Source organism: Anaerobacillus sp. MEB173 (assembly GCF_052119505.1).
In the GTDB taxonomy this organism is placed as follows: Bacteria; Bacillota; Bacilli; order Bacillales; family JBJMAU01; genus JBJMAU01.
This window is the reverse complement of record NZ_JBJMAU010000002.1, coordinates 431,901-455,456: the sequence shown is the minus strand read 5'-3', so window position 1 is coordinate 455,456 and position 23,556 is coordinate 431,901. Positions and strand designations below refer to the sequence as shown.

Annotated in this window: 25 protein-coding genes; 19 read left to right on the top strand and 6 right to left on the bottom strand. The window is 37.5% G+C overall.

Translation table 11 applies throughout. From position 1 onward, the window contains the following. Positions 1–124: 124 nt before the first annotated feature. A complete protein-coding gene (locus ACJ2A9_RS06830) occupies positions 125–1,306 on the bottom strand; it encodes a YeiH family protein (protein WP_441420865.1) in 1,182 nt (393 codons plus the stop codon). Between the two features lie 239 nt (positions 1,307–1,545). Here ACJ2A9_RS06830 and ACJ2A9_RS06825 point away from each other — a divergent pair, with 239 nt between their 5' ends. The 14 genes from ACJ2A9_RS06825 (at position 1,546) to ACJ2A9_RS06760 (ending at position 14,499) form a co-directional block, all read left to right on the top strand. Further along, positions 1,546–1,869, top strand: a complete 324-nt coding sequence (locus tag ACJ2A9_RS06825) for a UxaA family hydrolase (protein ID WP_441420864.1) — start codon at positions 1,546–1,548, stop codon at positions 1,867–1,869. 2 nt (positions 1,870–1,871) lie between these two features. Then, the gene (locus tag ACJ2A9_RS06820) at positions 1,872–3,047 is read left to right on the top strand and encodes a UxaA family hydrolase (RefSeq protein WP_441420863.1); all 1,176 of its coding nucleotides are present in this window, start codon (positions 1,872–1,874) and stop codon (positions 3,045–3,047) included. 99 nt (positions 3,048–3,146) lie between these two features. Continuing rightward, positions 3,147–4,094, top strand: a complete 948-nt coding sequence (locus ACJ2A9_RS06815) for a hydroxyacid dehydrogenase (protein WP_441420862.1) — start codon at positions 3,147–3,149, stop codon at positions 4,092–4,094. An 18-nt stretch (positions 4,095–4,112) separates the two neighbouring features. Next, positions 4,113–4,841 (top strand): FadR/GntR family transcriptional regulator, encoded by a 729-nt coding sequence (locus ACJ2A9_RS06810; RefSeq protein WP_441420861.1) that lies wholly within the window; start codon positions 4,113–4,115, stop codon positions 4,839–4,841. Continuing rightward, complete coding sequence (locus tag ACJ2A9_RS06805; RefSeq protein WP_441420860.1) at positions 4,828–5,883, top strand: Ldh family oxidoreductase; 1,056 nt, start codon at positions 4,828–4,830, stop codon at positions 5,881–5,883. The genes ACJ2A9_RS06810 and ACJ2A9_RS06805 overlap by 14 nt, the downstream gene beginning before the upstream one ends. Positions 5,884–5,935: 52 nt before the next feature. Then, positions 5,936–6,658, top strand: a complete 723-nt coding sequence (locus ACJ2A9_RS06800) for a succinate dehydrogenase/fumarate reductase iron-sulfur subunit (protein ID WP_441420859.1) — start codon at positions 5,936–5,938, stop codon at positions 6,656–6,658. Between the two features lie 44 nt (positions 6,659–6,702). After that, the gene (locus ACJ2A9_RS06795; RefSeq protein WP_441420858.1) at positions 6,703–7,077 is read left to right on the top strand and encodes a hypothetical protein; all 375 of its coding nucleotides are present in this window, start codon (positions 6,703–6,705) and stop codon (positions 7,075–7,077) included. A gap of 27 nt (positions 7,078–7,104) precedes the next feature. Continuing rightward, entirely contained in the window at positions 7,105–8,841 is a 1,737-nt protein-coding gene (locus ACJ2A9_RS06790) for an FAD-binding protein (protein ID WP_441420857.1), read from the top strand. Positions 8,842–8,874: 33 nt separating this feature from the next. Next, a complete protein-coding gene (locus ACJ2A9_RS06785) occupies positions 8,875–9,795 on the top strand; it encodes a fumarate hydratase (RefSeq protein WP_441420856.1) in 921 nt (306 codons plus the stop codon). Positions 9,796–9,813: 18 nt separating this feature from the next. Further along, positions 9,814–10,422 carry a FumA C-terminus/TtdB family hydratase beta subunit gene (locus ACJ2A9_RS06780; protein WP_441420855.1) on the top strand — a complete coding sequence of 203 codons (609 nt, stop codon included), beginning with the start codon at positions 9,814–9,816 and terminating at the stop codon, positions 10,420–10,422. A gap of 35 nt (positions 10,423–10,457) precedes the next feature. Continuing rightward, the gene (locus tag ACJ2A9_RS06775) at positions 10,458–11,459 is read left to right on the top strand and encodes a tripartite tricarboxylate transporter substrate binding protein (RefSeq protein ID WP_441420854.1); all 1,002 of its coding nucleotides are present in this window, start codon (positions 10,458–10,460) and stop codon (positions 11,457–11,459) included. 135 nt (positions 11,460–11,594) lie between these two features. Continuing rightward, the gene (locus ACJ2A9_RS06770) at positions 11,595–13,112 is read left to right on the top strand and encodes a tripartite tricarboxylate transporter permease (protein WP_441420853.1); all 1,518 of its coding nucleotides are present in this window, start codon (positions 11,595–11,597) and stop codon (positions 13,110–13,112) included. A 54-nt stretch (positions 13,113–13,166) separates the two neighbouring features. Then, a complete protein-coding gene (locus ACJ2A9_RS06765; RefSeq protein WP_441420852.1) occupies positions 13,167–13,643 on the top strand; it encodes a tripartite tricarboxylate transporter TctB family protein in 477 nt (158 codons plus the stop codon). Positions 13,644–13,731: 88 nt separating this feature from the next. Then, entirely contained in the window at positions 13,732–14,499 is a 768-nt protein-coding gene (locus ACJ2A9_RS06760) for a sulfite exporter TauE/SafE family protein (RefSeq protein ID WP_441420851.1), read from the top strand. Between the two features lie 118 nt (positions 14,500–14,617). Here the strand turns inward: ACJ2A9_RS06760 and ACJ2A9_RS06755 are convergent, their stop codons facing one another. The 4 genes from ACJ2A9_RS06755 to ACJ2A9_RS06740 all read right to left on the bottom strand — a co-directional run bounded on the left by ACJ2A9_RS06755 (position 14,618) and on the right by ACJ2A9_RS06740 (position 17,784). Then, positions 14,618–15,616, bottom strand: coding sequence for an aliphatic sulfonate ABC transporter substrate-binding protein (locus ACJ2A9_RS06755; RefSeq protein WP_441420850.1), 999 nt, complete (start codon positions 15,614–15,616; stop codon positions 14,618–14,620). A 143-nt stretch (positions 15,617–15,759) separates the two neighbouring features. Beyond that, positions 15,760–16,530 (bottom strand): ABC transporter permease, encoded by a 771-nt coding sequence (locus ACJ2A9_RS06750; RefSeq protein ID WP_441420849.1) that lies wholly within the window; start codon positions 16,528–16,530, stop codon positions 15,760–15,762. After that, positions 16,463–17,308, bottom strand: a complete 846-nt coding sequence (locus ACJ2A9_RS06745) for an ABC transporter ATP-binding protein (protein ID WP_441420848.1) — start codon at positions 17,306–17,308, stop codon at positions 16,463–16,465. Before ACJ2A9_RS06745 ends, ACJ2A9_RS06750 begins: the two co-directional genes overlap by 68 nt. 221 nt (positions 17,309–17,529) lie before the next feature. After that, complete coding sequence (locus tag ACJ2A9_RS06740) at positions 17,530–17,784, bottom strand: hypothetical protein (protein ID WP_441420847.1); 255 nt, start codon at positions 17,782–17,784, stop codon at positions 17,530–17,532. 275 nt (positions 17,785–18,059) lie between these two features. Between ACJ2A9_RS06740 and ACJ2A9_RS06735 the strand changes: the two genes are divergently transcribed. From ACJ2A9_RS06735 to pheA, 5 genes are all read left to right on the top strand, one after another. Continuing rightward, positions 18,060–19,199: an ATP-binding protein gene (locus ACJ2A9_RS06735; protein ID WP_441420846.1), complete on the top strand. Its 1,140-nt coding sequence runs from the start codon at positions 18,060–18,062 to the stop codon at positions 19,197–19,199. 138 nt (positions 19,200–19,337) lie between these two features. Beyond that, positions 19,338–19,877: a Spo0B C-terminal domain-containing protein gene (locus tag ACJ2A9_RS06730; RefSeq protein WP_441420845.1), complete on the top strand. Its 540-nt coding sequence runs from the start codon at positions 19,338–19,340 to the stop codon at positions 19,875–19,877. A gap of 75 nt (positions 19,878–19,952) precedes the next feature. Further along, positions 19,953–21,236, top strand: coding sequence for a GTPase ObgE (gene obgE / locus ACJ2A9_RS06725; RefSeq protein WP_441420844.1), 1,284 nt, complete (start codon positions 19,953–19,955; stop codon positions 21,234–21,236). Positions 21,237–21,372: 136 nt separating this feature from the next. Beyond that, complete coding sequence (locus ACJ2A9_RS06720) at positions 21,373–21,825, top strand: ACT domain-containing protein (RefSeq protein ID WP_441420843.1); 453 nt, start codon at positions 21,373–21,375, stop codon at positions 21,823–21,825. A 21-nt stretch (positions 21,826–21,846) separates the two neighbouring features. Further along, positions 21,847–22,743 (top strand): prephenate dehydratase, encoded by an 897-nt coding sequence (gene pheA / locus ACJ2A9_RS06715; protein ID WP_441420842.1) that lies wholly within the window; start codon positions 21,847–21,849, stop codon positions 22,741–22,743. Between the two features lie 170 nt (positions 22,744–22,913). On the opposite strand, the gene ACJ2A9_RS06710 is transcribed toward pheA, so the two are convergent. Further along, a complete protein-coding gene (locus ACJ2A9_RS06710; RefSeq protein WP_441420841.1) occupies positions 22,914–23,465 on the bottom strand; it encodes a transcription repressor NadR in 552 nt (183 codons plus the stop codon). Between the last annotated feature and the right edge of the window lie 91 nt (positions 23,466–23,556).

The following is a 23,556-nucleotide window of genomic DNA, read 5'->3' as shown; positions in this document are numbered from 1 at the left end:
GACAATATTAGAGGTTAATAAGTCATTTCTAGTAGAAGCATACAAAAATCATTATATCACTATCTTTTCAAATAAATTGTTGAAGGGTGGTGATCTTTCTGTCGAATTATCATTTTTTGGAAGTTTATAAGGTGATGAAACCTCCTAATAAGGAAACCATAATAATACTTACGATACCTACTGAACAGGCAGCAACCATTCCAATAAAAAATGGTTTCATACCTAGCCCTTTAAATACACCAAAGCTAGTAGAGAGACCAACAGCAGCCATTGCAATTCCTAACATATAGTGAGAGCCGAAATTATTGAGAGAGGTCCAAGTCGATTTCCACTGCTCCGCATTTAACATTCCAAACGCCGCACCATTACTAGTTATTCCGGCATCACCGATAGTTCGAACAATCGCCATTGCCATAAAACCAATAACGAATAATGGAATGAGTTTATACCATTTTGTACGAGCAACAGGTTCACCGTTATTTCGATCTCTGACCTTATTTAAGTAGTAAAATGACAAAATTGGTACAACAGCCAGGATCATGACATTTCTAGTAAGCTTTGTGATTGTTGCAGCATCAACAACTTTTGCTGAATCAAACACCTGATCATAAATAAGTGATGCACCAGCCACTTGAGCAGTTTCATGAATGGCTGTACCTAGAAATAAACCAGTTTTGATAGGATCATCTTGGAATAAATAATACGCCAAGTATGGATAAACGAACATTGCAATAACACCAAATAATGTAATATTTGCAATTGCGTAGGCAACTTCTTCATCATTTGCTTTAATTCCTGGAGAAATGGCAACAATCGCAGTGACCCCGCAAATGCCTGTTCCACAGGCGACCAATGTTCCTAAACGATGAGACTGTTTCATCTTATTTGTAATCCATAATGTAACAAGTAACCCCGCCGTGACACAAGCTAAGATGATTGGAATCCCCCAAGCCCCTAATTTTACGACATCAATAAAGCTTAAACGAATCCCTAATAAAATAATTCCAAATTTTAAGATGAACTTAATGGAAAAGGTAACACCATCTTTAAATACTTCTTGCAAACCAATGATATTTCGTACCAAAAGCCCCAAAATAATGGCTACAAATATACTTGAAATTGGACTTGAACTCGTACTAGGTAAGCCTTGTAATTGATTGACCCATTTACCTAAATAATCAGCCAAGAATGTACCAATGATCATGATAACTAAACATAGGAGAACGCCAGGTATTAGTTTGATTAGATTTCTTCTTTTAGAAGTAGGTTGATCTTTTGTATCATCTTTTTTAATAGGTATAGCCATAATTTTTCATCTCCTTTTTCTCTAATATAGTAACAACGATAGCACAAATACCATCGTTTCATTTATTTCAGTTTTCTATTTTATTTATTAATAATTCTAATAAATCTAAATATTCAAAAAATATTGTAAATTTAAATGTTTAATGTTTTAATAGCCTTATCAGCAAATTGGTTGGAGCATTTAACCAAAATGCTTAGTTGATAAATATTAAAATAACTAAATAATAGGGAGGAATTATAATGGCAAGAGAAATTCATTTAGTAGAGCCTCAAGATAATACAGCTACTGTAATTAGTAGAGAAATGACAAAAGGTAGAGTAGTATCGATTGAAATTGATGGTGATGAAAAAAATATTGAAATCTTAAATGATATTCCATATGGACATAAAATTGCAGTGAGACCGATTAAGAAAGGCGATGCAATTTTAAAATATGGATTAAGCATTGGAACTGCATTAGTGGATATCGAAGTGGGAGATCATGTCCACATTCATAATATTGAAAGTAACCGTGGCCGTGGAGATTTATATATTCAAAACGTAAATGAAAAGGAGCGTGTTTAATTATGGCAGATACATTCATGGGGTATGTTCGTCCGGATGGGCAGGTAGGAATTCGTAACCATATTCTAATTCTCTCAGGAACAATCTATGCTAACTCAACAGCGGAACGAGTAGCAGATACAATTGAAGGCGCTGTAGCAATCACTCATCCACTGGGACGTTGCCAAGTTAGACCGGACCTTCGTCAAACATTCAATACATTAGTAGGAACAGCGAAAAATCCTAATGTCGGTGGGGTTGTTGTTATCGATCATTTCCGTGAAGAAGGTTGTACGGCAGAGGACATTGCCAATGAAGTTGCAAAAACAGGAAAGCCAGTTGAGGTCGTAAATATCCGTAATTCTCATGGAGCGATTGAGGCAACTGCCGAAGCAACACGTAAGGCAATGAATATGAAACGTGAACTTTCAAAAATGGTTCGTGAACCTGTTAGTGTTTCAAATTTATTGTTTGGCTTAAACTGTGGAACTTCAGATACAAGTTCTGGAATTGGCTCAAACGTTGCTCTAGGTGTATGTTCTGACAAAATTGTCGGACAAGGTGGACGTTCCATTTTAGCGGAAGTAATGGAATTAATGGGAGCAGAGGATTTCATTAAAGAACGTTCGATTACTCCAGAGGTTGGAGACAAAATCGTCGGCTATATTAATGACATGGAACGTCGTGCTTTAGCTAGTGGAGAAGATATTCGTGGATCTCAACCGACAGGTGACAACATTGTTGGAGGCTTAAGTACAATTGAAGAAAAATCGTTAGGTGCATACATGAAATCAGGAAGAGCACCAATTGTTAACGGTTTGGATTGTGCTGAAGTTTGTGAGCAAAAGGACCCGGGGGTTTATGTTATGTATACACCAGGTCATGGTAGTGAATCAATTTCGGCAATTGCTGCTTCTGGTGCTCAAGTACTTGTATTTAGTACTGGTGGAGGTCATACGATTTCTCATCCAATTATGCCTACAATCAAAATCACAGGTAACAATGAATCATTTGAATTCATGAAAGATACAGTTGAGCTGGATTTAAGTGGCATCTTCCGTGATGAAATTACAATTGATGAGGCGGGAGAGATTGTTTATAACGAAGTACTTGAAACATGTAATGGAAAGTTAACAAAAGCAGAAGTATTAAAAGAAAAAACTGGTTTTGCTATTCACCGTGTAGGTGTTAGTATCTAATAGGGAATAAGCGGAAAATCATAAATAGATCAGTTTACAAAAATACTTATATGGGTAAGGGTTATTCCCTTACCCTAATTAAGAGGAGGTGTACGATAAATGAAAGTACTAATTACAGAATTAATTTGGTCTGTAGGTGTTGAAAGGCTAAAACAATTTGCTGATGTAGAGTATGATCCATCGTTATGGAGTAACCGTGAATTGCTGCTTGAAAAAGTAAAAGATGTTGATGCAATCATTGTACGTAATCAAACTAAGGTTGATCATGAGCTCTTACACTCTGCTAAGAAGCTGCAGGCAGTAGGACGATTAGGTGTCGGTCTTGATAATATTGATCTTAGCATTGCCAAAAATTTAAATATAAAAGTTGTCTTCGCGAGAAATGCGAATGCGATTTCTGTAGCTGAATACGTAATGTCTGCAATACTAGAAGCAAACCGCCCTTTATATTTGGCAAACCAGGATGTTCGCCAGGGGAATTGGGATCGCAAGCGGTTTACTGGCGGTGAGTTATATGGGAAAACCATTGGTTTAGTAGGGGCTGGAGAAATTGCCCACCGAGTAGCGAAAAGAGCGTTAGCATTTGGAATGAGGGTTATTGGATATGATCCGTTTTTAACAGAATATGATTTTGCTATTGCAGAAACAGGAGTTGAGCTCGTAACTTTCGAGGAAGTGTTATTATATTCTGACTATGTGAGTATTCATGTGCCTTTAACACCAGCTACAAAGGGATTGTTTTCAACTCAAGAATTTAAATACATGAAGAATAATGCATATATCATTAATACGTCCAGAGGTGGAATTATTGATGAGATTGCATTATTTGAAGCAGCAACGAATCATGATATTGCTGGAGCGTTTCTAGACGTATTGGAAGAGGAGCCTGTGAATCAATCGAACCCTCTCTTACGTTGTGACAATGTTGTATTAACACCACATGTTGCAGGATTAACAGAAGAATCACAATTTAGAACTTCCATCTTAGTTGCTGAAGAGGTAAAAAAAGTTCTCCAAGGGGAGAATGCCCTATGTGTTGTTAAATAAAGATGTGGTGGCGATCTTATGTTTAATACGTTTAAGGTAGATCGAAAAAGTATTTCAAATACCGTTGCCGATTATATTAAAGGCTTAATAGATGAAGGAAAGTTTCGAGAGGGAGACAGACTCCCTAGTGAGAGAGAAATGGCAAAAACATTAAATGTTTCTAGAAATACAATTCGTGAAGCTTATAAGATTTTAGCTGCTATGGGTTATTTAAAAATTAAACATGGTAACGGCGTTTTTGTAGCCAATTACGAGGATAATATTCAGAATATTACAAATAATATTGTTATAAAAGAAAATAAGATCGTCGAACTTTTTACGATTCGCAAGGTATTGGAAGTAACGGCTATTAAGTTAGCGATGAATCGTTTAGATGATAAGCAAATAGCAGAATTGAAGTATCTTTTGGAATACAAAAAGCAAGCGTTAAAAGAAAAAACATCGTATGAGGAATTATCTAGTTTAGATCAAAAATTTCACCTTACGATAACAAAAATTTCTGGAAATACAATCTTACTAAAAATAATGATGAGTTTAATTGATTTACTGGGTGAGGCACGATTTGAAACGCTGCAAATACCAGGAAGGGTTGAACTTTCCTTAAAGCAACATATCAAAATACTTAAAGCGATGATTAATCACGATGTTGAATTAGCTGAAAAGTATATGCTAGAACATTTGGATAGTGTAGAAGAATCAATACTCTCTAACTACAAAAATGGAGGTACAGAAAATGCCCCTTTATGAGACAAGTGAACTAAAAAACTTTTGTAGAGATGTGTTAGTTAACATTGGTGCCGAAAGTGAAGACGCTACGAATGCAGCTGATGCATTAATTCGTGCCAATTTAGAGGGTGTCGACAGTCATGGAATAAGCCGGCTGGCTATTTATGCGAAAAGAATGATGGAGAGCAGGATCAATCCGAAACCGAGCATCAAGGTCGAAAAAAGGGGCGAATCTGTTCTAATTGTTGATGGTGACAACGGTCTAGGTCAAGTTGTTGCAGCCCGTGCGATGAAAGAAGGCATCTCTCTTGCAAAAAAAGCCGGGAGTGTCGCCATCGGTATTCGAAATAGTAATCATTTTGGAACAGCATCCTATTTTTGCCAAATGGCAGCAAAAGAAGGTATCGTTGCATTGGCATTCACAAACTCGCCTCCTGGAATTCCGCCATGGGGTGGAACAAAAGCATTTTTTGGTACAAATCCAATTGCATTTGGATTTCCGACAGGAACAAATGCACCGATCATCATTGATATGTCAACAAGTGTAGTGGCAAGAGGAAAGATTATTTTGGCAGCAAAGCAAAATCAAGCGATTCCAAAGGGTTGGGCCATTAATGAAAAAGGTGAGGAGACTGAAAATCCTCATGAAGCTCTAAATGGCGCCGTGTTACCAGTTGGGGGAGCCAAAGGATATGCCCTTGCTTTAGCAGTAGAAGTGTTAACCGGTATTTTATCTGGTGCAGCTTTCGGTCCACATGTAAACAATATTTATAGTGACAGTGCTGAAAAAGCAAATGTTGGGCATTTCTTTATGCTATTAGATGTGGAAAAATTTATGCCGATTGATGTTTTTCAACATCTTGTCAAAGGGTTTATTGAAGAGATCAAAGCGATTCCAACGAAAGATGGCGTAGATGAAATTCTCTATCCAGGTGAGAGAAGAGAGCGGGAATATCAAAAGAGATTAAACGAAGGGATAACAATATCAGAAGAGGTGGAAAATGAGCTGTCCACTCTTGCAAAAGAATTAAATATCCCCTTTGTACAGCCGATTACTGTGTAAGTGGGTAAGGATTTGTATTTTACAGTAGTGATTAACGATGGAGGTGTTTCAGATGGGAGATGTAAGAGTTAGAGTTATGCGGTATAACCCTGATGAAGAAAATTCAGAGCCTCATTATGACTCTTTTATAATAGATGCCAAGAAAAATATGACAGTTCTCGATTCGCTTTTCTTAATCGTTGAAGACCAGGATCCTTCATTATCTTTTCGATGTGCTTGTCGCTTAGGGATGTGCGGGTCATGTGGAATGATGATTAATGGACGTGGACGGTTAGCCTGTCGAACAAAAATTGAGCATCTAGGTGATGAGATTGTCGTCCAACCAATGAAAAATCAGCCGGTTCTTAAAGATTTAACTGTAAATATGGATACGTTTTTTGAGAATTGGCAAAAGGTAAAGCCTTATTTTGTCCCAAAAGAAGATACGGATGAATTTAGTGTCATTCCGCCTGCTTCAGGCAGACGTGAAATTATTGATGAAAATCAGGATTGTATTACATGTGGATTATGCTTCCAGTCATGTGATGCGGTTGCAATAAGAGGCGATGACTATATTGGTCCAGCTGCTTTAAGTAGAGCGTATAACTTAATTGCTGATGAAAGGGATGGGGCAAGAGAGGAAAGATTGGACTTAGTAGCAAATGAAGAAGGCGTATTTGGCTGTCATTCATTTGGGGCGTGTGTAGAAGTATGTCCAAAAGGAATTAAACCAATGGTAACCATCCAAAAGATTAAAGGTAAAAAAGTCCGTCGTTCTCTTGGATTAAAATGGTAGGCCTTTTTATGATAAATCTAGTTTGTTAAAGGAGTGAAATTAGAATGGCTACACCTAGTATACAAACGAATAATCAGACACCAAAGCTAGAGATTAAACAGAAACCATTTGTTGGCTACATTGCTTGGCTTGTCCAACGAATTACTGCAATCCTACTTGTTATTTTACTACCGTTAAAGATTTATAGTGGCTATGCAATGATAGGGAAATTACCTGGTGCAGGTGTGATTTCGGCCCTGCATTTAAATGCAGGCTTAGATGCACTATTATTATTTGCTGTAATATTCCACGCCTTGTATGGAGTTCGGGTGATTTTAATTGATGTCGGTGTTGTAAAGGACAATCGCAGCATTTTTACACTATTTACAATTATCGGTGCTGTATTATTTTCAATTAGTTTCTTTTTTATCGTGTCTTAATGAGGAATACGAAATGAGGTGGGCATAGTGGAACATGTCGAAGCAGATATTCTTATTTTAGGTAGTGGTGGTGCAGGATTGTTTGCTGCTCATCATGCTGCAGATCTTGATCCGAATCTGAAAATTATTGTTGCTGCGAAAGGTTTGGTTGGAAAAAGTGGTTGTACGAGAATGGTGCAAGGTGGTTACAATGTCGTTCTCCATCCGGATGATTCGATCGAAAAGCACTTTAAAGATACGATCAAGGGTGGCGGAGGAATTAATGACCAAGATATGGCCTGGGCACTAGTTAATGATTGTCCAAAGCGAATTCGTGAATTAGAAACGAAAATGGGCGTATTTTTTGACAGAAATGAAGATGGAACGATCCACCAAAAGGCTTTTGCCGGTCAGTCGTTTGACCGAACAGTTCACCGTGGAGATTTGACTGGGATTGAGATTATTTCCCGAATGCGTGATCAACTTTTTGCCAAGCCAAATGTAGAAACTTGGGACGAAGTGAGGGCTGTAGATTTATTAATTGATGAAGAAGCAGGCCGTGTATCTGGCTGTTTACTATTAAGTGTAAGAACAGGCACATTTATCGTTGTTCATTGTAAAGCAGTGATTGTTGGCACTGGTGGGGCGGCAACAATGTATAAGATTGCTACACCAAGCTTGGAAAAATCCGGAGATGGTATGGCACTCTGTTACCGTGCCGGGACGGAATTTCTAGATATGGAAATGATGCAGTTTCATCCTACGGGTCTATTAGCTGAAAACTCCCGTTTAAATGGTGGGGTATTGGAAGAAGGGCTTCGTGGAGCCGGTGGGTATCTAATCAACTCATTAGGTGAAAGATTTATGAAGAACTATGATCCAGAACGTATGGAACGCTCAACAAGGGACCGTGTTTCGAGGGCAGCTTATATGGAAATTATGGCTGGAAGAGGAACAGCATTAGGCGGAGTCTATGTTGATGTGTCTCATCTCGGTAAGGAAAATGTCCGAAAAATGTTCCCAGGGATGGTGGAACGCTGTCGTGACGTAGGGCGAGACTTAAGTGTTGAACCTGTCGAAATTTCACCAGCAGCACACTTCCAAATGGGCGGTGTGAAAGTTTCCATCGATTGTGAGAGTAATATACCGGGATTATTCGTCGCAGGTGAAGACGCAGGCGGAGTTCACGGAGCAAACCGATTGGGTGGAAATGGTGTTGCTGATTCAACTGTGTTTGGGGCAAGAGCTGGGGATGCAGCAGCAGCGTATGTAAGAAATGTAAGTAACCTTGCTAAGATTAGCAATTCTCAGGTTCAAATGCTGACAGATGATGTCCTTGTTCCATTCCAAAGAGCTGAAGGGGAAAACCCATTCTACATTAAGAGTGATTTGAAAGATTTAATGTGGGAAAAAGTAGGGCTAGTTCGTAATAAAACAGACTTAGAGAGTGCAGTAATTGAACTTACTAGACTGGAAGAAAGAATTGAAAACGTTTCTGTCAAGGGTCCAAAAGCATTTAACTTAACATGGCAGGAATATTTAAATGTTCGAAATCTAGTTACGATTGCCAAGATGGTCACAGCAAGTTCGTTATTGCGTACTGAAAGTAGAGGATCACATTATCGTGAAGATTTCCCAGAAATTGATGATAAGAATTGGTTAAATAATATTATCGTTACGAAAGGGCAAGATGGTCAACCGATCTATCGGACAAAAGATGTCATACAAAATCGTATCAATGTTGCTGAAGTTGCAGGATATAAAACAATTGGGGCTTCAAAATAATCGTGAAGATGAATTCAATGAGGAGGATGTTTAATGTCTTTAGCTTATACAGCAAAGTATGAAAAGGTTTGGGAGTTAGATGACTTATTTTACCAGAGGGTTGAAGAAGCATGTAAGACGTTGTATATCGAATCATTAAAAGACCTACCTCCAGATGTAAGAACAGCTTTAAAAAATGCCTTAGAAAATGAGGAATTGGAAAGCGGTAAAGATATCCTTGCGACATTAATTAAAACGGTAGAAACAGCAGATGATGAGAAACTATTAATCTGTCAAGATACAGGGATCCCAGTATATTGGGTAAAGGTTGGAAATCAAGTAAGATTTGATGGATTACTTTTAGAACAAGCCATTCGTAAGGGGACAGAAAGAGCGACATTAGAGCATCCGTTACGAAGCAGTATTGTGAATACATTAACGCGGAAAAACCATGGTACATCGACTGGAAATCAAGTACCCGTTCTCCATTTTGAGTTTGTTGAAGGGAATGAAATTGAAATTATGATCATTCCTAAAGGTTCTGGCTCAGAAAACATGAGCTACTTAAAGATGCTAACTCCAGCAGCCGGTATTGAGGGTATAAAGAAATATGTACTTGAATGTGTGTTCGAATCTGGAGCTAATCCATGTCCACCAACAATCGTCGGAATCGGTATCGGAGGATCGTCTGATCTCTGTGCAACATTAGCAAAGAAAGCTGCTGCACGACCAGTTGGCTCTCCAAATCCAGATCCAGATGTAAGGAAGTTGGAAGTAGAGTTATATGAAATGATTAACAAAATGGGTATTGGTGCACATGGATTAGGTGGAAGTACTACAGCATTAGCAGTACATATTGAAGCTGCTGATACTCATATGACTATGAATCCTGTAGCAGTGAATATGATGTGCTGGCCAGCAAGAAGAATGAGAGCAACCTTTACTGAAAATAATGACGCTGAGATCACGTATTAATAGAGAGGATGATCATAAATGGCACATTATCGATTACAAGCACCGCTGACAGATGATGATATTAAACAATTGAAAGCAGGCGATACGGTTGTACTTGATGGTCATATCTTTGGAATCCGGGATGCAAACCTCATTCGCCTATTTGATAAAAAAGTAGAATTGCCTGAGGACTTAATTCCTCAATTAAAAGGGGCAATTGGTCTTCATACAGCACCAAATGTAAAGAAACTGGAAAATGGGAAATATGAAAAAGTGAGTATTGGAACAACTACAAGCTATCGAATGGATCGTTTTACTAGAGGATTAATGGACAAATACGGAATGAAGGTGATTATTGGAAAGGGGGGATTGCTTGAGGAAGGAAGTCAAGCACTGGTTGATTTAAATGGCTGTTATTTTACGATTCTAGGGGGAACTGCTGCATTAGAAACATTACAAGTTGAGGAAATTGAAGATGTATGGTGGGAAGACTTAATGCCAGAAGCGATATGGAAGTTTCGAGTTAAAGACTTTGGGCCATTAATTGTTTCGATTGATTCTCATGGTAACAGCATGTATAGGGATGTCAAAGATAAAGCAAAGGAAAGACTCGATGCTTTAGTTAATGGAATGAAGGCACCAAGTTAATAAAATGCTAACGATAAAAAGGGGGATGTAAAATAATGAAAAAAATCCTAACTTCTTTCTTGTTCCTAGTAGTGATGGCAATTGTAGCAGCGTGTGGAAGTGATAGTAGCTCAACAGATTCCAGTGGTGAAAATGGTGAAGCAGCAGCTAGTAACTATCCTGAACGGAATATCACGAATATTGTTCCTTTCTCTGCAGGTGGGACAACAGATGTTAACCAACGACTCATTGAAAAGCACTGGAAAGACTATTTTGATACAAATATGGTCATTGAGTACAGAACCGGTGCAGGTGGGGAAGTAGGGTTTACCGAGTTAAATAATGCAGATCCAAATGGATATACAATGGGTTCAATTAACACTCCTCATATCATTTTACAGCCATTAGGACGTCCTACTGAATTTGACTATAATACTTTTGAAGTCATTGCTCGTCTTGTAAATGATCCTCAAGTATTAGCAGTTAGACATGATAGTCGTTTTAATAGTTTAGAAGAATTTATCGCCGAGCTTAAGGAGAAGCCAGGTAGTTTAACAGTAGGTTTAACTGGAACGCTAACAGGTGACCACTTAACGATTTTAAAATTCATGAGTATCGCTGGAGTAAAGGTAACTGAAGTACCATTACCTGGTGCCGCTGACCAGGTTGCTCAATTAATGGGTGGTCATATTGATGCGATTATGGGAAATGTTGGGGACGTTGCAAAAGATCCTGATAATTATAAAGTACTTGGTGTTGCAACAGAAGAGCGTCATGAATGGCTTCCTGATGCACCAACATTTAAAGAACAAGGAATTGATTTAGTTGCAGCGATTGAACGAGGATTAGCATTCCCGAAAGGAACGCCAAAAGAAGCAGTTGATATGGTTTATGAAGCATTAGAACAGATCGTTGCTCTACCTGAATATCAAGAGGGTATGAAGAATGCCGGACTTGTTGATGGTTTCATGCATGGTGATGAATGGGCAGAAAGCATTGAACAACAGCATGAAGAAGCGAAAGTAATTCTTGAGGAATTCGGTTTATTAGACCAATAATTGAGTGTTTTGAAGTAATAGAATAGATCTCTACCTACCAGTAGAGATCTATTCTAAAAATTTGATTCTAAAGAGAAAAGTTTCATGTAAAAGTAGAGGTTTAAGAGGGATAGCTCTTCAAAAAGGAGGAAAGGTATGATCGAGAATATTTTATATGGTTTACTCCATAGTATGTCCCCAACAAACTTACTCATCATGACCCTTGCTGTAATTGGAGGAATAATAGTAGGTACATTACCAGGGCTATCCGCCACAATGGGGGTTGCACTATTAGTCCCGATAACGTTTGGAATGGATCCTGCGACAGGATTATTAGCATTAGGTGCACTATATATCGGTGCGATGTTTGGAGGGGCTAACTCAGCAATTTTAATTAATACCCCAGGAACACCGGCAGCAGTAGCGACGACTTTTGACGGATACCCGCTAACGTTGAAAGGTCATCCCGATAAAGCGCTAATTACAGCTCTCGTATCCTCAGTTATTGGTGGGATCATAGGAACTTTCTTTTTACTTTTTTTAGCCCAATCTTTAGCTAACCTTGCCTTAAAGTTTGGACATCCGGAGAACTTTTGGCTTGCTATTTTCGGTTTGACAATTATTGGTAGTTTGGCGGGTAAATCTTTAATAAAAGGTTTAATTGGTGGAGCATTTGGTTTATTAATTGCCTTAATTGGGATGGATCCTGTATCAGGTTACCCAAGATTTACGTTTGGATTTCGAAGTTTAATAGAAGGTATTAATCTGCTTCCAGCAATGATCGGTTTCTTTTCAATTCCACAAGTCATTCGTATGATTGAGCGTGATGAGAAATTTATTGCTACCTATAAGGAGAAAAAAGGAATCTATAAGAAAACAATCATCCAAACAGTCAAAAAGCCAGTTGTCTGGTTACGAAGTTCTCTTATTGGGACATTTATTGGTATGTTGCCAGGAGCTGGTGGAAATGTTGCCGGATTTGTTGCTTATAACGAGACAAAGCGTTTCTCAAAAGATCAGAAATCATTTGGTAAAGGGAATATAGATGGCGTTGTTACAAGTGAATCTGCAAATAGTGCGACAGTAAGTTCTTCACTTATTCCACTATTAACACTTGGAATTCCAGGAAGCCCAGTTGCAGCTGTTCTTCTAGGTGGCTTGCTTATTCACGGATTACGACCGGGTGCTCAGCTATTTAATGAGTCAGCGGGCATTGCCTATACATTTATTATGGGTTTAATTGTTGCCAATGTCATCATGTTAATTGTCGGTTTATGGGGAACACGTTATTTTGTGAAAGCGATTTCAATTCCAATACACTATTTAGCACCAATTATTGCTGTATTTGCTGTTATCGGCTCTTTCTCAATTAGAAACAGTGTATTAGATGTATATGTTATGCTTGCATGTGGAATTATCGGATATTTTGCCTTAAAGGTTGATATCTTACCAGGCCCAATCGTTCTGGGTTTAATCCTAGGGGTGATTGCAGAAAACGGTTTTGTATTATCAAGCTTAATTGCAAGCTCTGGGGTTGGGATGTTTGCTCTATTCTTTACAAGACCAATTTGTATCATTCTAATTGTCATGACTTTCTTATCAATCTTGTTACCAATCTGGGTGAAGAGAATGGAAAGGAAAGCAAGGGGAGATGACGATGAACGAGCAGCATAAGATTTACTTTGAAAATTGAGGTTGAAAGTACAATTGGAGAAAGAGGTGTACTTGATGGTTTCTGAGAGGAAAAAAGATATTGTTGTTTCCATACTAATATTGTTCATTAGTTTAATTTTCTATATGAATACAACATCATTACGACCGCCGGCAGATATCTTCCCTAAGGTAGTCATCTCGCTGTTTGCATTACTAGGCACTTTCCTATTAATCAAGGCGATCTTCTTAAAGAAAGAGTATTTGAACCAAGCTGAGGATGAGGAAGAGGAAGACAATGTAGAGATCAATGTGAAAAGAAAATGGATCAGTATTTTTGGTTTGCTTGTCTATATCCTCGTCATGCCGATCGTCGGTTTCTACATTACTAGCGCTATTTTTGTAACGTTGCTTAGCTGGTACTTAATTGGAATGAAATTAGAATTTAAGGCTACCGTCTTTCCGGTGATAGTTTCTAGTATTGTGATGGGGATACTATATGCTACATTTAGTGTTTTCCTAAAGGTCCCAGTTCCGAGCGGCTTTTTATTTTAACAACTAAATATCGTAATGAGTAGGGGAATTGTTATAGTTCCCCTTTTCATTAGTTCTATCCCTGTCATAAACCGAAAGGAGAATCTGAATGCTTATTACAATGTTTGTCATCGGTTTGATTAGCGGGATGATTACAGGGTTGTTGTCGGTCGGAGGGGGAATTATTTTAATCTTCGCATTAATTTTTATTCCACCTCTTGTAGCCCAGACTTACTTTCCTATGCAAACAATAGCCGGTTTTTCAATTATGCAGGCATTTTTCGCTACCTTTTCAGGAGCAATCTATTATTTTCGTGAAAAATTAATTGATAAAGGGGTTGTCATCTATTTAGGTATCCCTGCTTTTTTTGGAGGAATTGTTGGAGTTATCATTGCTCATAATACATCGGATATGTTTTTACGGATTGTATTTGCTGTCATGGCGATGTTAGCTGCCATTGTGATGCAACTACCTAATAAGACGAATGAAGATAAACCGTATGAATTTACAAAGAAGTCTTATGTGTATTCGATCATTGGTGGAATTACGATAGGAATAGTAGGGGGATTAATAGGATTAGGTGCTGGATTTATTTTTGTTCCAGTTATGATCTATTTCTATCATTTAAATGTAAAAAAAGCGATTGGGTCAAGTTTGATCACTTGTTTTCTATTAGCGACCGGTAGTTTACTAACTAAGCTGGCGTTTATTGAATCAACATCGATACAGCTAGGTATAGCCATTATTGTAGGAGGAATTATTGGTGCGCAACTAGGGGGGAGATTGGGGAAGAGACTTTCTCCAGTCATGCTGAAGAGAATTGCGGCTTACTCGATTCTGATCATTAGTATTAAAGTAGTTTTTGATTTGTTTTAATAGCATTTGCAATTGAATTAAACCAATGTTTAATGTATTGGAAAACAATACATTAAAAAAGCGATAGTAATAGGTGCCTATTACTACCGCTTTTTTAGTACAATAAATAATTTTAGGATTACTCTGCTAATAAAGCATCTAAGCGCTCAGTGTTAACAAAACCTGTTAAATCTGGTTCTTCTTGGATGAAGTCTAATTGATAAGAAGCATCTGCCCAGCCTTGTAGTGCTTCTGCATGAGTGTCAGTCGTTACAACTAAACGATTCCAAGCATTTTCAAGTACAGATTCAGGTAAACGATTTTGAGTTAGGTTATAAAGAACATCGTTAATAGTCGTTAATGTATCGTCAGTATTCTCTTTCGTGAAGTTTACAGCTTCGATGTGTCCGCGTAATACACTGTCAACGATTTCCGGGTGTTCTTCTAAGAACGCGTTTGACGTAACAAGAACAACACTTGGTAGTTCTTCGCCTAAGAAGACATCATTCCACTCTGTTACAACTTTAGCGCCTAATTCTTCAACTAAAAATGTTCCCCAAGGCTCTGGAGCAGCAGCAGCATCAATTTCTCCCATTTCAAAACGAGCAATCATATCAGATGGAGCTACACGTGCATAATGTTCTACAGTACCGCCAAGACGGTCAGATTTTAAGCCTAATTCTTGAAGCATAATTTCTAACTGAACATTGTGGGTACATCCATTACCAGGTGTACAGAATGATTTTCCATCAAAGTCTTCTAAGCTTTCAATACCAGAACCGTCACGTGCGACAATTAATGTTGCACCATTAGCAGCTGCACTTAAAACAACAACATCTCCGCCACGCAGGAAGTAGTTAATTGCTGGACCAGGTCCAACATAACCGATATCAATTGCACCAGTGTCCAGGGCATCAATGAAGTCATTTCCATTCGGAAAATTCATGAATTCTGCCTGAACATCACCTAAGTTATCTTGAAAGAATCCCTTTTCCATCCCAACAATTCCAGCGGCATGATCAAGGTTTGGAAAATAACCAATCTTCACATCTTCTCCTGAAGAAGAGGAAGATGAACCACATGCTGCTAATACACCTGCAGTTACAAACAATAAAACTAAACTGAGTATTTTTTTCATTTTTTCTCCTCCTAAATTTTATATACCATGTATTTATTTATAGTTTAATCTTTTCATTAATGTTTAGTTTCAGTAAATGTGTGGGTTAGCCGGAAAATTGATTAGTAGTTAGCTTTTACAACTAACTTTCAACTCCCTAATCCTTAGGCGGCTTTTGAATAACCCCAACGAGCCATAACACGCTTTTCAATCTTATTAAAAATTAAGTACTCAACAATAAGTCCAATTACTGAAATGATGACCATAATAGCAATAACAAGGTCCATGTTATACATGTCACGTGCATTCAATAGTGTTCTTCCTAATCCACCTGAGCCAAGTAATTCCCCAGCCATTAAAGCACGCCAGCCAAATGCCCATGCGAGTCTTGCACCAGTAAGTGCTGAAGGAATTGATGCTGGAATCATTACTTTCCATACAAGTTCAGATCCTTTATAGCCCATTGTTCTAGCAGCTCTGATTAATAGAGGCTGAACATTTTTAATTCCCATTCGCATGTTCATCGTCATTGCCCACGTACCACCAAGAACAATAATAAAGATAATAGCTGCATTACCTGGCAATGTGATTAGAGCGATCGGTAACCAAACAATACTTGGTACAGATTGGAGTGCAATAACGAGTGATCCTAATGTTTCATCAGCAATTTTTGAACGAGCCAGTAGGATACCTAACCCTGTTCCGATCGCCACTGCTAAGACAAACCCTAGTAATATTCTTTGTATACTAGTTGTTAATGCGTGGAATAAGATCCCAGTCTCGAAGAAGCCGCGATAAAGCTGTTCAAATGTTCCTGATGGCGACGGGAATAAAATTGTTGACGTAAACTCGAACTGTAAATTTAATCTATATATGATCTCCCAAATTACGATTAGTGCCGTAAAGAAGAGCAGCCTTCTGAGAGTTGTAATCATCACCCATTTCCTCCCTCATTACTTTTTCAATTTCTCCAGCTAGCATGCCCATGATTTCTTCTTCAATCTTTGTAAATTCCGGACTTGCTGGTTTTCTCGGCCTTGGAAGGTCTACCGGAAAAACATTAATGATTCCACCTGGTCTAGTTCCCATTAAAACAATTCGATCAGAAAGTAATACTGATTCGCGAATATTATGAGTGACAAAGATGATTGTTTTTCCTGTTTTTTCCCAAATGTAATTTACTTCTTTATGAAGCATTGTTCTCGTTTGTTCATCTAGAGCTCCGAATGGTTCATCCATCAATAGAATCTTTGGATCCATCGCTAACGCTCTTGCAATCGAAACACGTTGCTTCATCCCACCCGACAATTCGTGGGGATAAGAATGAACAAATTTACTTAAATGAACGAGCTTTAAGTACTCAAGAGCATGATTTTCAGCCTCTTGTTTACTCATTTTCTTTTTTAGGCCAAACATGACATTTTCAATAACGGTTAACCATGGCATAAGAGCAGCCTCTTGGAAAACAACACCGCGATCTGTTCCAGGGCCGCTAACTTCTTGATCCCCTACGATAACTGCTCCCTTAGATGCCTCATCAAGGCCGGCAATGATATTTAACAATGTTGATTTTCCACATCCAGATGGGCCTAATAATGAAACAAACTCACCTGGTTTTATATTTAAGTCAATATTTTCAAATACTGTAAAAGAGGTATTTTCATCCTTATTTTGAAAGGTTTTACCTACATCTTTTATTAAGACACCTTCCATTGTAATTCCTCCTAAATCATGTAAATTTTATAATTCCTATAAAACTAATCGGCTTTTAGTAGCTTTAGTATATGATGTTTCAGAAAAGCTGTCAACGATTTTAATTGTGGAAAAATGATACTAATTCTAATTGGTAAAGAAGATAGTTTATTTGTCGGTTTAAAACAGTAAAGCACAAAGGCAACCGATGTGTAACACAGTTACCTTTGTGCTTTGGCAAGTTATTGTTGTTGGTTAGTTTGTTGTTGAACTTGGTTAATTTGTTGAGTTACTTGTTGAAGCTGCTGCTGTGCTTGTTGAATTTGCTGTTGTTGCTGTGGGTTCGCTTGAGCAGTTACTTGTTGCAATTGTTGCTGTGCTTGTTGTAATTGCTGTTGGGCCTGTTGTAGTTGCTGCGGGTTCGCTTGTGCTTGTGAGAGAGCTTGTTGAGCTTGTTGTACCGCCATTTGAGCCTGCTGGATTTGTTGATTTTGCATCAAAAAAACCTCCAAATTAATATTTTATTTATAGATGTTCCATAGGAAACGTTTATTAGCATGTGCATTGAAAAAAAGACTATGCGTAAAATTTTTGTAAATCGATTACGTTGATTCGATCAGTCCATCGATTTCCTAATGTCTTATAAAGATGAAAATCGACATATTACTGCAACTATTCTAGATATTTGTCGGGAACTCATTCAACACAAAGGGATGAAAATCTACTATACTATTACTGACGATTCATTTATAGTAGAGTGGTGAAATTTTAAATGGTAGTTTACAAAAAACAGTATGAAGAAATATGTCAGCTATTCCTAGATAATGAAGTTGAAATACTTTCTCATGTTCTTGCGAATATGAAGAGCGCATCAGATGGAAAATTGACTAACGAAGTTCAGGGAATCATCCAGCATTTTTTTGATCTGATTATTATGTATATTCAAACAGAAGATACAACAAATCTGGAGAGTTTTGCATATGAGGTAGCTGAGTTTAAACTGAATAGAGAGATAGAAATTGATCAAACAATGGATTTTGTGAATGACTCTAGAAACATATTTCTTGAGTGGGTAATAAAAACAGAAATGGATCATCTTTTAAAAATTAAAGCGTTATCTTTAATTAATGATTTCTATTCATTGTTTACAAAGCATACGTGTGTTCACTACACTAGTTTAAAAAATCGTGAAATTGAAAAACAAAGTCGATTTATTGATTCTATGCATAATGATAGACTAACAATACTTGGTAAAATTTCTACTAGTTTTGCTCATGAATTTCGTAATCCATTAACGTCAATAAAAGGTTTTGTTCAGTTACTTGAACATCGTTTCTCAGAGGTCAAAGAAACGAAAAAGTATTTTCAAACGATAAATCATGAAATTGATAGTTTACAAGCACATGTGAATCAATTTTTGTTATTATCACAAAAGCAAAATCATGAAGACTTTTACCGCACACACATTAGCATTAATAATCTAATTAATGAAGTGCTTGATTTCTTATATCCCTCGATTACTGACAAAAATATTCAAGTGAGAGTCGACAGTAAAGATGAGCTTTATTTTATCGGAATGAAAAGTCAAATTAAACAAGTGATTATAAACATTATTAATAATGCAATTGATGCACTTGAAAATCGTGAGAATGAAAGAAAAGTAAGGATCCATGTAACAAGTGAACAAGAAAATATTTTTGTAAGTGTCGAAAATAACGGGCCAATGATTCCAAAACATTTGGTCGATAATATTTTTGAGCCATTTATCACAACGAAAGAGCTTGGAACAGGATTAGGCTTATCAGTATGTAAGCAGATTATTGAGAAGCATAATGGAACGCTATCATGTGTTTCGGAAATTGAGAAAACAGTGTTTATTTTGATGTTAAAAAGGCAAAGCAATACTCCATAAAGTGCTTCTATTTTTAGGAGTGCTTTTTTATATTATTTTCATAAGTAATTGCCTTATGTTTAAACTTTAGAATTATGGTAAGATTAACGTTGTACAACTTTGGGAAAATGGGATTAAATTGTAAAGTAGGAGTGTAAAATGATAAAGGAATGGAATGCAGTGGAGTTATTGAAGCATTCGAGGCATGATTGGTTAAATCAAATCCAGTTAATAAAAGGAAATTTAGCCTTAAATCGGATAGACCGTGTTAATGATCTCATAGAGCAAATTATTGTTCAGGCACGTAACGAGAGTAAATTATCCAATCTCGGTATGCCGCAATTAGCTAGTCAGTTATTAACGTTTAATTGGGAACCTCACTCTTTTATTCTAGAGTATGAAGTCATTGGTAATGTATGTAATTTATCAGAGTATGAAGAATTACTAATGAAATGGTGGGGTGACTTTTATACTCAATTGGAAGAATGTTTAACTGCCGGTAGTGAGAACCATTTAATTGTTACGATTCAAACGATTGATAATGAAACGAAAATAACATTTGATTTCAGTGGAAATTTACATTCAGGTAAGAGTTTAATGGAATTTATTCAGATGAATGAAAAGTCGAATGATAAACTTATATTCTTGGAATCCTATATAACTGATCATGAATTAGTCGTTACAATTCAACTGAAATAAACGGGGACTCCTTTTTTATCCAGGGAATGCCTTAAATGCGTTAGAAGTAAGGGTAAATTAAATAGAGGTGAAGGTATGTTTGTAGATGTAGTTAAGATTTATGTTAAAGGTGGCGACGGTGGTAATGGAATGGTTGCCTATCGTCGTGAAAAATATGTACCAAAAGGTGGACCGGCTGGTGGAGACGGAGGAAAAGGCTCTGATGTAGTCTTTGAAGTTGATGAAGGATTAAGAACGTTAATGGACTTTCGTTATCAACGACATTTCAAAGGTGCACGTGGTGAGCATGGACGGCCAAAGAATCAGCATGGAAAAAATGGTGAAGATATGGTTGTAAAAGTTCCACCTGGAACTACAGTCATTGATGATGATACGAAGGAAGTTATTGCGGATCTTGTTCATCACGGTCAACGAGCGGTGATTGCGAAAGGCGGTCGTGGGGGTCGAGGGAATTCCCGTTTTGCAACGCCAACTAATCCTGCACCAGAGATTGCTGAAAATGGTGAGCCGGGGATTGAACGGTATGTGGTGCTGGAATTGAAAGTTCTTGCTGATGTAGGACTAGTAGGATTTCCGAGTGTAGGAAAGTCAACATTACTGTCGGTCGTTTCCGCAGCAAAACCGAAAATTGCTGATTATCATTTTACGACAATCACGCCCAATTTAGGGGTTGTAGAAACTGAAGATAATCGCAGCTTTGTTATGGCTGACCTTCCAGGTTTAATTGAAGGAGCACATCAAGGTGTAGGTCTTGGTCATCAATTTTTACGCCATATTGAAAGAACGAAGGTTATTGTTCATGTCATCGATATGTCAGGATTAGAAGGTCGTGATCCTTACGATGATTACGTAAAAATTAACGAGGAGCTCAAACAGTATAATTTACGATTAACTGAGCGTCCGCAGATCATTGTTGCAAACAAAATGGACATGCCAAATTCTGAAGAGAATTTAATCGAATTTAAAAATAAGTTAACTGATGACGTCCCGATTTTTCCGATATCAGCAATTACAAAAAAAGGGTTGCGAGAACTGCTGTTGGCTGTTGTTGATAAAGTGGAGCAGACACCAGAATTTCCGCTGCATGAAGAAAAAGAGGTACAAACGAGAGTTATGTATCGACATGAAGAGAAGCAAGATCCATTTAAGGTCACGAGAGATGATGATGGAGCGTATGTCATCAGCGGCGTAGAGATTGAAAAGTTATTTAAAATGACTGATTTTTCTCGGGATGAGTCTGTAAGGCGGTTTTCTCGTCAAATGCGTGGTATGGGAATTGATGAAGCATTACGCGAGCGTGGAGCACAAGACGGAGATATTGTTCGATTACTTAATTTTGAGTTTGAATTTATTGAATAGTAAAAGAGGTGTCTATTGAGGACACCTCTTCGTTCGTTTTTTCACTAACATTTTCACAGTGATCAGTTGTCAAAAAGTTCTTACAACTTTATAATGTAACAATAGTGTTAGTTTCGACAGTATGGTGGTGAATGTGATGGCAACAGAGAAAAGTGACCGTTATTATTTAGTCCGAGAGGATATGCTCTCAGAAGCAATGCAAAAGACCTTAGAAGCAAAGGAATTACTAGAGAGAGGCAAAGCAAAAACCGTCTTTGAGGCTGTAAATGCTGTAGATTTAAGTCGAAGCGCATTTTATAAGTACCGTGATGGAATTTTTCCTTTTCATACAATGGTTAAAGAAAAAATTATTACATTATCAATTAATTTAGAGGACCGTTCTGGTAACCTCTCAAGACTACTTTCAATTATTGCTTCTGCACAAGCGAATGTATTGACGATTAACCAAACAATCCCATTACAAGGCAGAGCAAATATTACAATTTCCATCGAAACAGCTTCCATTAACATTGATATTGACGAATTAGTTAAGAAGCTTGAAAAAATGGAAGGTGTAGAAAGAGTTGATTTAGTCGGGTCAGGATTTTAACGAAAAGAAAGGATGTCTTACATGAGTAGCATCGGTTATTTAGGTCCAAAAGGAACATTTACTGAGGTGGCGGCAACGGCCATATTTCCTAATGAAGAAAAGAAGGCATACTCTACAATTCCTGCATGTATAGACGGAATTTCAGCAGGAGAAGTTGATTATGCTGTTGTACCGTTAGAGAATACAATCGAAGGATCGGTTAATCTTACATTAGATTATTTAATTCATAAGCATGATTTGCCAATTATTGGTGAAGTTGTCGTCCCAATTGAGCAACATTTAATGGTCCATGAAAATAATGAACAAATTTGGACAAAGGTGAATACAGTTTATTCACATCCGCATGCAATTGCACAGTGTCATCAGTTTTTACGAAATGTACTTCCCAATACGGAGACACGCTATGCAAATTCAACGGGTTCAGCAGCAGAATGGGTGAAAAATAACCCTGACCAAATTGCTGGTGCAATAGGAAACGAGCTTGCTGCAAAACAATATGGATTGAAGATCGTTCAGCACAATATTCATGACTATGTGAATAATCATACTCGCTTTGTCATTTTACAAAAGGAACAAACTCCGACGGTTATTACCTCACCTTATTATACGAGTGACAAAACAACAATGGTGATTACATTACCATCTGATTATCCTGGGGCACTCCACCAAGTTTTATCTGCATTTGCTTGGCGTAAAATGAACTTATTGAAAATAGAATCACGCCCAATGAAAACAGGTCTAGGAAATTATTTCTTTGTCATTGACATTGAAATGAAAATGGATGATGTATTAATCCCGGGGGTGAAAGCTGAGCTTGAAGCGTTAAATTGCGGAGTTAGAATTCTAGGAAGCTATCCATGCTTTTCACTTAGTAAAGCAAATGAACAAATAGTAAAAAAAACGATACCTGATGCATAGAAAAAAGCCGATTCCTTGAATTTTTTTCACAGGAAGCGGCTTTTTTTTAGTTTAGAGTTTAGAGTGTAGAGTTTAGAGTTGCACTATGAGTTACTCACAGAAGCTTTTCAGAACTTCCTTGAGGCATCCAAAAAGTAACTCTAAATTCTATACTCTAAACTTTTAACTAGTTATACGTTTTGTTTTAAAAGGTAACCTGCTTTTTCGAGTGCGGAGCAGACGTCATCTAATTGTTCTGTTGTGTCTGCTTCAATTGTATGCAGGTGGGTTCCATCAGTGAGTATGGATAGTAGGGGTGCTTTCGTCATGTCTACTTTTTTTAAAAAGTCTTCCACATCGCGTCTGCTTCGTAACATTAATGAAGCGGTCAGGTCACCATAAATGGGATGCTCAACGATTACATTTTTGACGGTTGCCCCGTGATCAACAATTATCGTTAATTCTTCTTTTGTGCTTTCTGGTTTATGATGACATGCAATCACGCGGCTAACGCGCATATCCTCTTGTTTGTTTTTTACATAAATATATCCTTGTGAGGTCGCTAGTATTGGTAAGTTTCTCGCTTTTAAGATGGAAATATCCTGAACGATCACTTGTCGACTGACATTTGTTCGCTTGGCCAAATCACTGCCCGTTAAAGGAGCTGATTCGTTTTTCAGCCATTCTAATATCAGTTCCCGTCTTTCCTCACCTAAAACTTTTTTGTTCATTGTATTTTTCATATCGGTATTCACTCCTAGAAAACAAAACAACAATCTTATTTAATTAATAATAGACATGCAAGGTTGGAATTTTTTATTATTACACATATTA

Excerpts from the sequence above, each read along its gene's own strand:
- ACJ2A9_RS06765 (WP_441420852.1), top strand. The coding sequence starts at position 13,167 with ATGGTTTCTGAGAGGAAAAAAGATATTGTTGTTTCCATACTAATATTG.
- ACJ2A9_RS06830 (WP_441420865.1), bottom strand. The coding sequence starts at position 1,306 with ATGGCTATACCTATTAAAAAAGATGATACAAAAGATCAACCTACTTCT.
- ACJ2A9_RS06800 (WP_441420859.1), top strand. The coding sequence starts at position 5,936 with ATGGGAGATGTAAGAGTTAGAGTTATGCGGTATAACCCTGATGAAGAA.
- ACJ2A9_RS06775 (WP_441420854.1), top strand. The coding sequence starts at position 10,458 with ATGAAAAAAATCCTAACTTCTTTCTTGTTCCTAGTAGTGATGGCAATT.
- ACJ2A9_RS06710 (WP_441420841.1), bottom strand. The coding sequence starts at position 23,465 with ATGAAAAATACAATGAACAAAAAAGTTTTAGGTGAGGAAAGACGGGAA.
- ACJ2A9_RS06810 (WP_441420861.1), top strand. The coding sequence starts at position 4,113 with ATGTTTAATACGTTTAAGGTAGATCGAAAAAGTATTTCAAATACCGTT.
- ACJ2A9_RS06795 (WP_441420858.1), top strand. The coding sequence starts at position 6,703 with ATGGCTACACCTAGTATACAAACGAATAATCAGACACCAAAGCTAGAG.
- ACJ2A9_RS06745 (WP_441420848.1), bottom strand. The coding sequence starts at position 17,308 with ATGGAAGGTGTCTTAATAAAAGATGTAGGTAAAACCTTTCAAAATAAG.
- ACJ2A9_RS06720 (WP_441420843.1), top strand. The coding sequence starts at position 21,373 with ATGGCAACAGAGAAAAGTGACCGTTATTATTTAGTCCGAGAGGATATG.
- ACJ2A9_RS06825 (WP_441420864.1), top strand. The coding sequence starts at position 1,546 with ATGGCAAGAGAAATTCATTTAGTAGAGCCTCAAGATAATACAGCTACT.
- ACJ2A9_RS06785 (WP_441420856.1), top strand. The coding sequence starts at position 8,875 with ATGTCTTTAGCTTATACAGCAAAGTATGAAAAGGTTTGGGAGTTAGAT.
- obgE (WP_441420844.1), top strand. The coding sequence starts at position 19,953 with ATGTTTGTAGATGTAGTTAAGATTTATGTTAAAGGTGGCGACGGTGGT.
- ACJ2A9_RS06740 (WP_441420847.1), bottom strand. The coding sequence starts at position 17,784 with ATGCAAAATCAACAAATCCAGCAGGCTCAAATGGCGGTACAACAAGCT.
- ACJ2A9_RS06820 (WP_441420863.1), top strand. The coding sequence starts at position 1,872 with ATGGCAGATACATTCATGGGGTATGTTCGTCCGGATGGGCAGGTAGGA.
- ACJ2A9_RS06750 (WP_441420849.1), bottom strand. The coding sequence starts at position 16,530 with ATGATTACAACTCTCAGAAGGCTGCTCTTCTTTACGGCACTAATCGTA.
- ACJ2A9_RS06730 (WP_441420845.1), top strand. The coding sequence starts at position 19,338 with ATGATAAAGGAATGGAATGCAGTGGAGTTATTGAAGCATTCGAGGCAT.
- ACJ2A9_RS06815 (WP_441420862.1), top strand. The coding sequence starts at position 3,147 with ATGAAAGTACTAATTACAGAATTAATTTGGTCTGTAGGTGTTGAAAGG.
- ACJ2A9_RS06760 (WP_441420851.1), top strand. The coding sequence starts at position 13,732 with ATGCTTATTACAATGTTTGTCATCGGTTTGATTAGCGGGATGATTACA.
- ACJ2A9_RS06805 (WP_441420860.1), top strand. The coding sequence starts at position 4,828 with ATGCCCCTTTATGAGACAAGTGAACTAAAAAACTTTTGTAGAGATGTG.
- pheA (WP_441420842.1), top strand. The coding sequence starts at position 21,847 with ATGAGTAGCATCGGTTATTTAGGTCCAAAAGGAACATTTACTGAGGTG.
- ACJ2A9_RS06780 (WP_441420855.1), top strand. The coding sequence starts at position 9,814 with ATGGCACATTATCGATTACAAGCACCGCTGACAGATGATGATATTAAA.
- ACJ2A9_RS06770 (WP_441420853.1), top strand. The coding sequence starts at position 11,595 with ATGATCGAGAATATTTTATATGGTTTACTCCATAGTATGTCCCCAACA.
- ACJ2A9_RS06735 (WP_441420846.1), top strand. The coding sequence starts at position 18,060 with ATGGTAGTTTACAAAAAACAGTATGAAGAAATATGTCAGCTATTCCTA.
- ACJ2A9_RS06755 (WP_441420850.1), bottom strand. The coding sequence starts at position 15,616 with ATGAAAAAAATACTCAGTTTAGTTTTATTGTTTGTAACTGCAGGTGTA.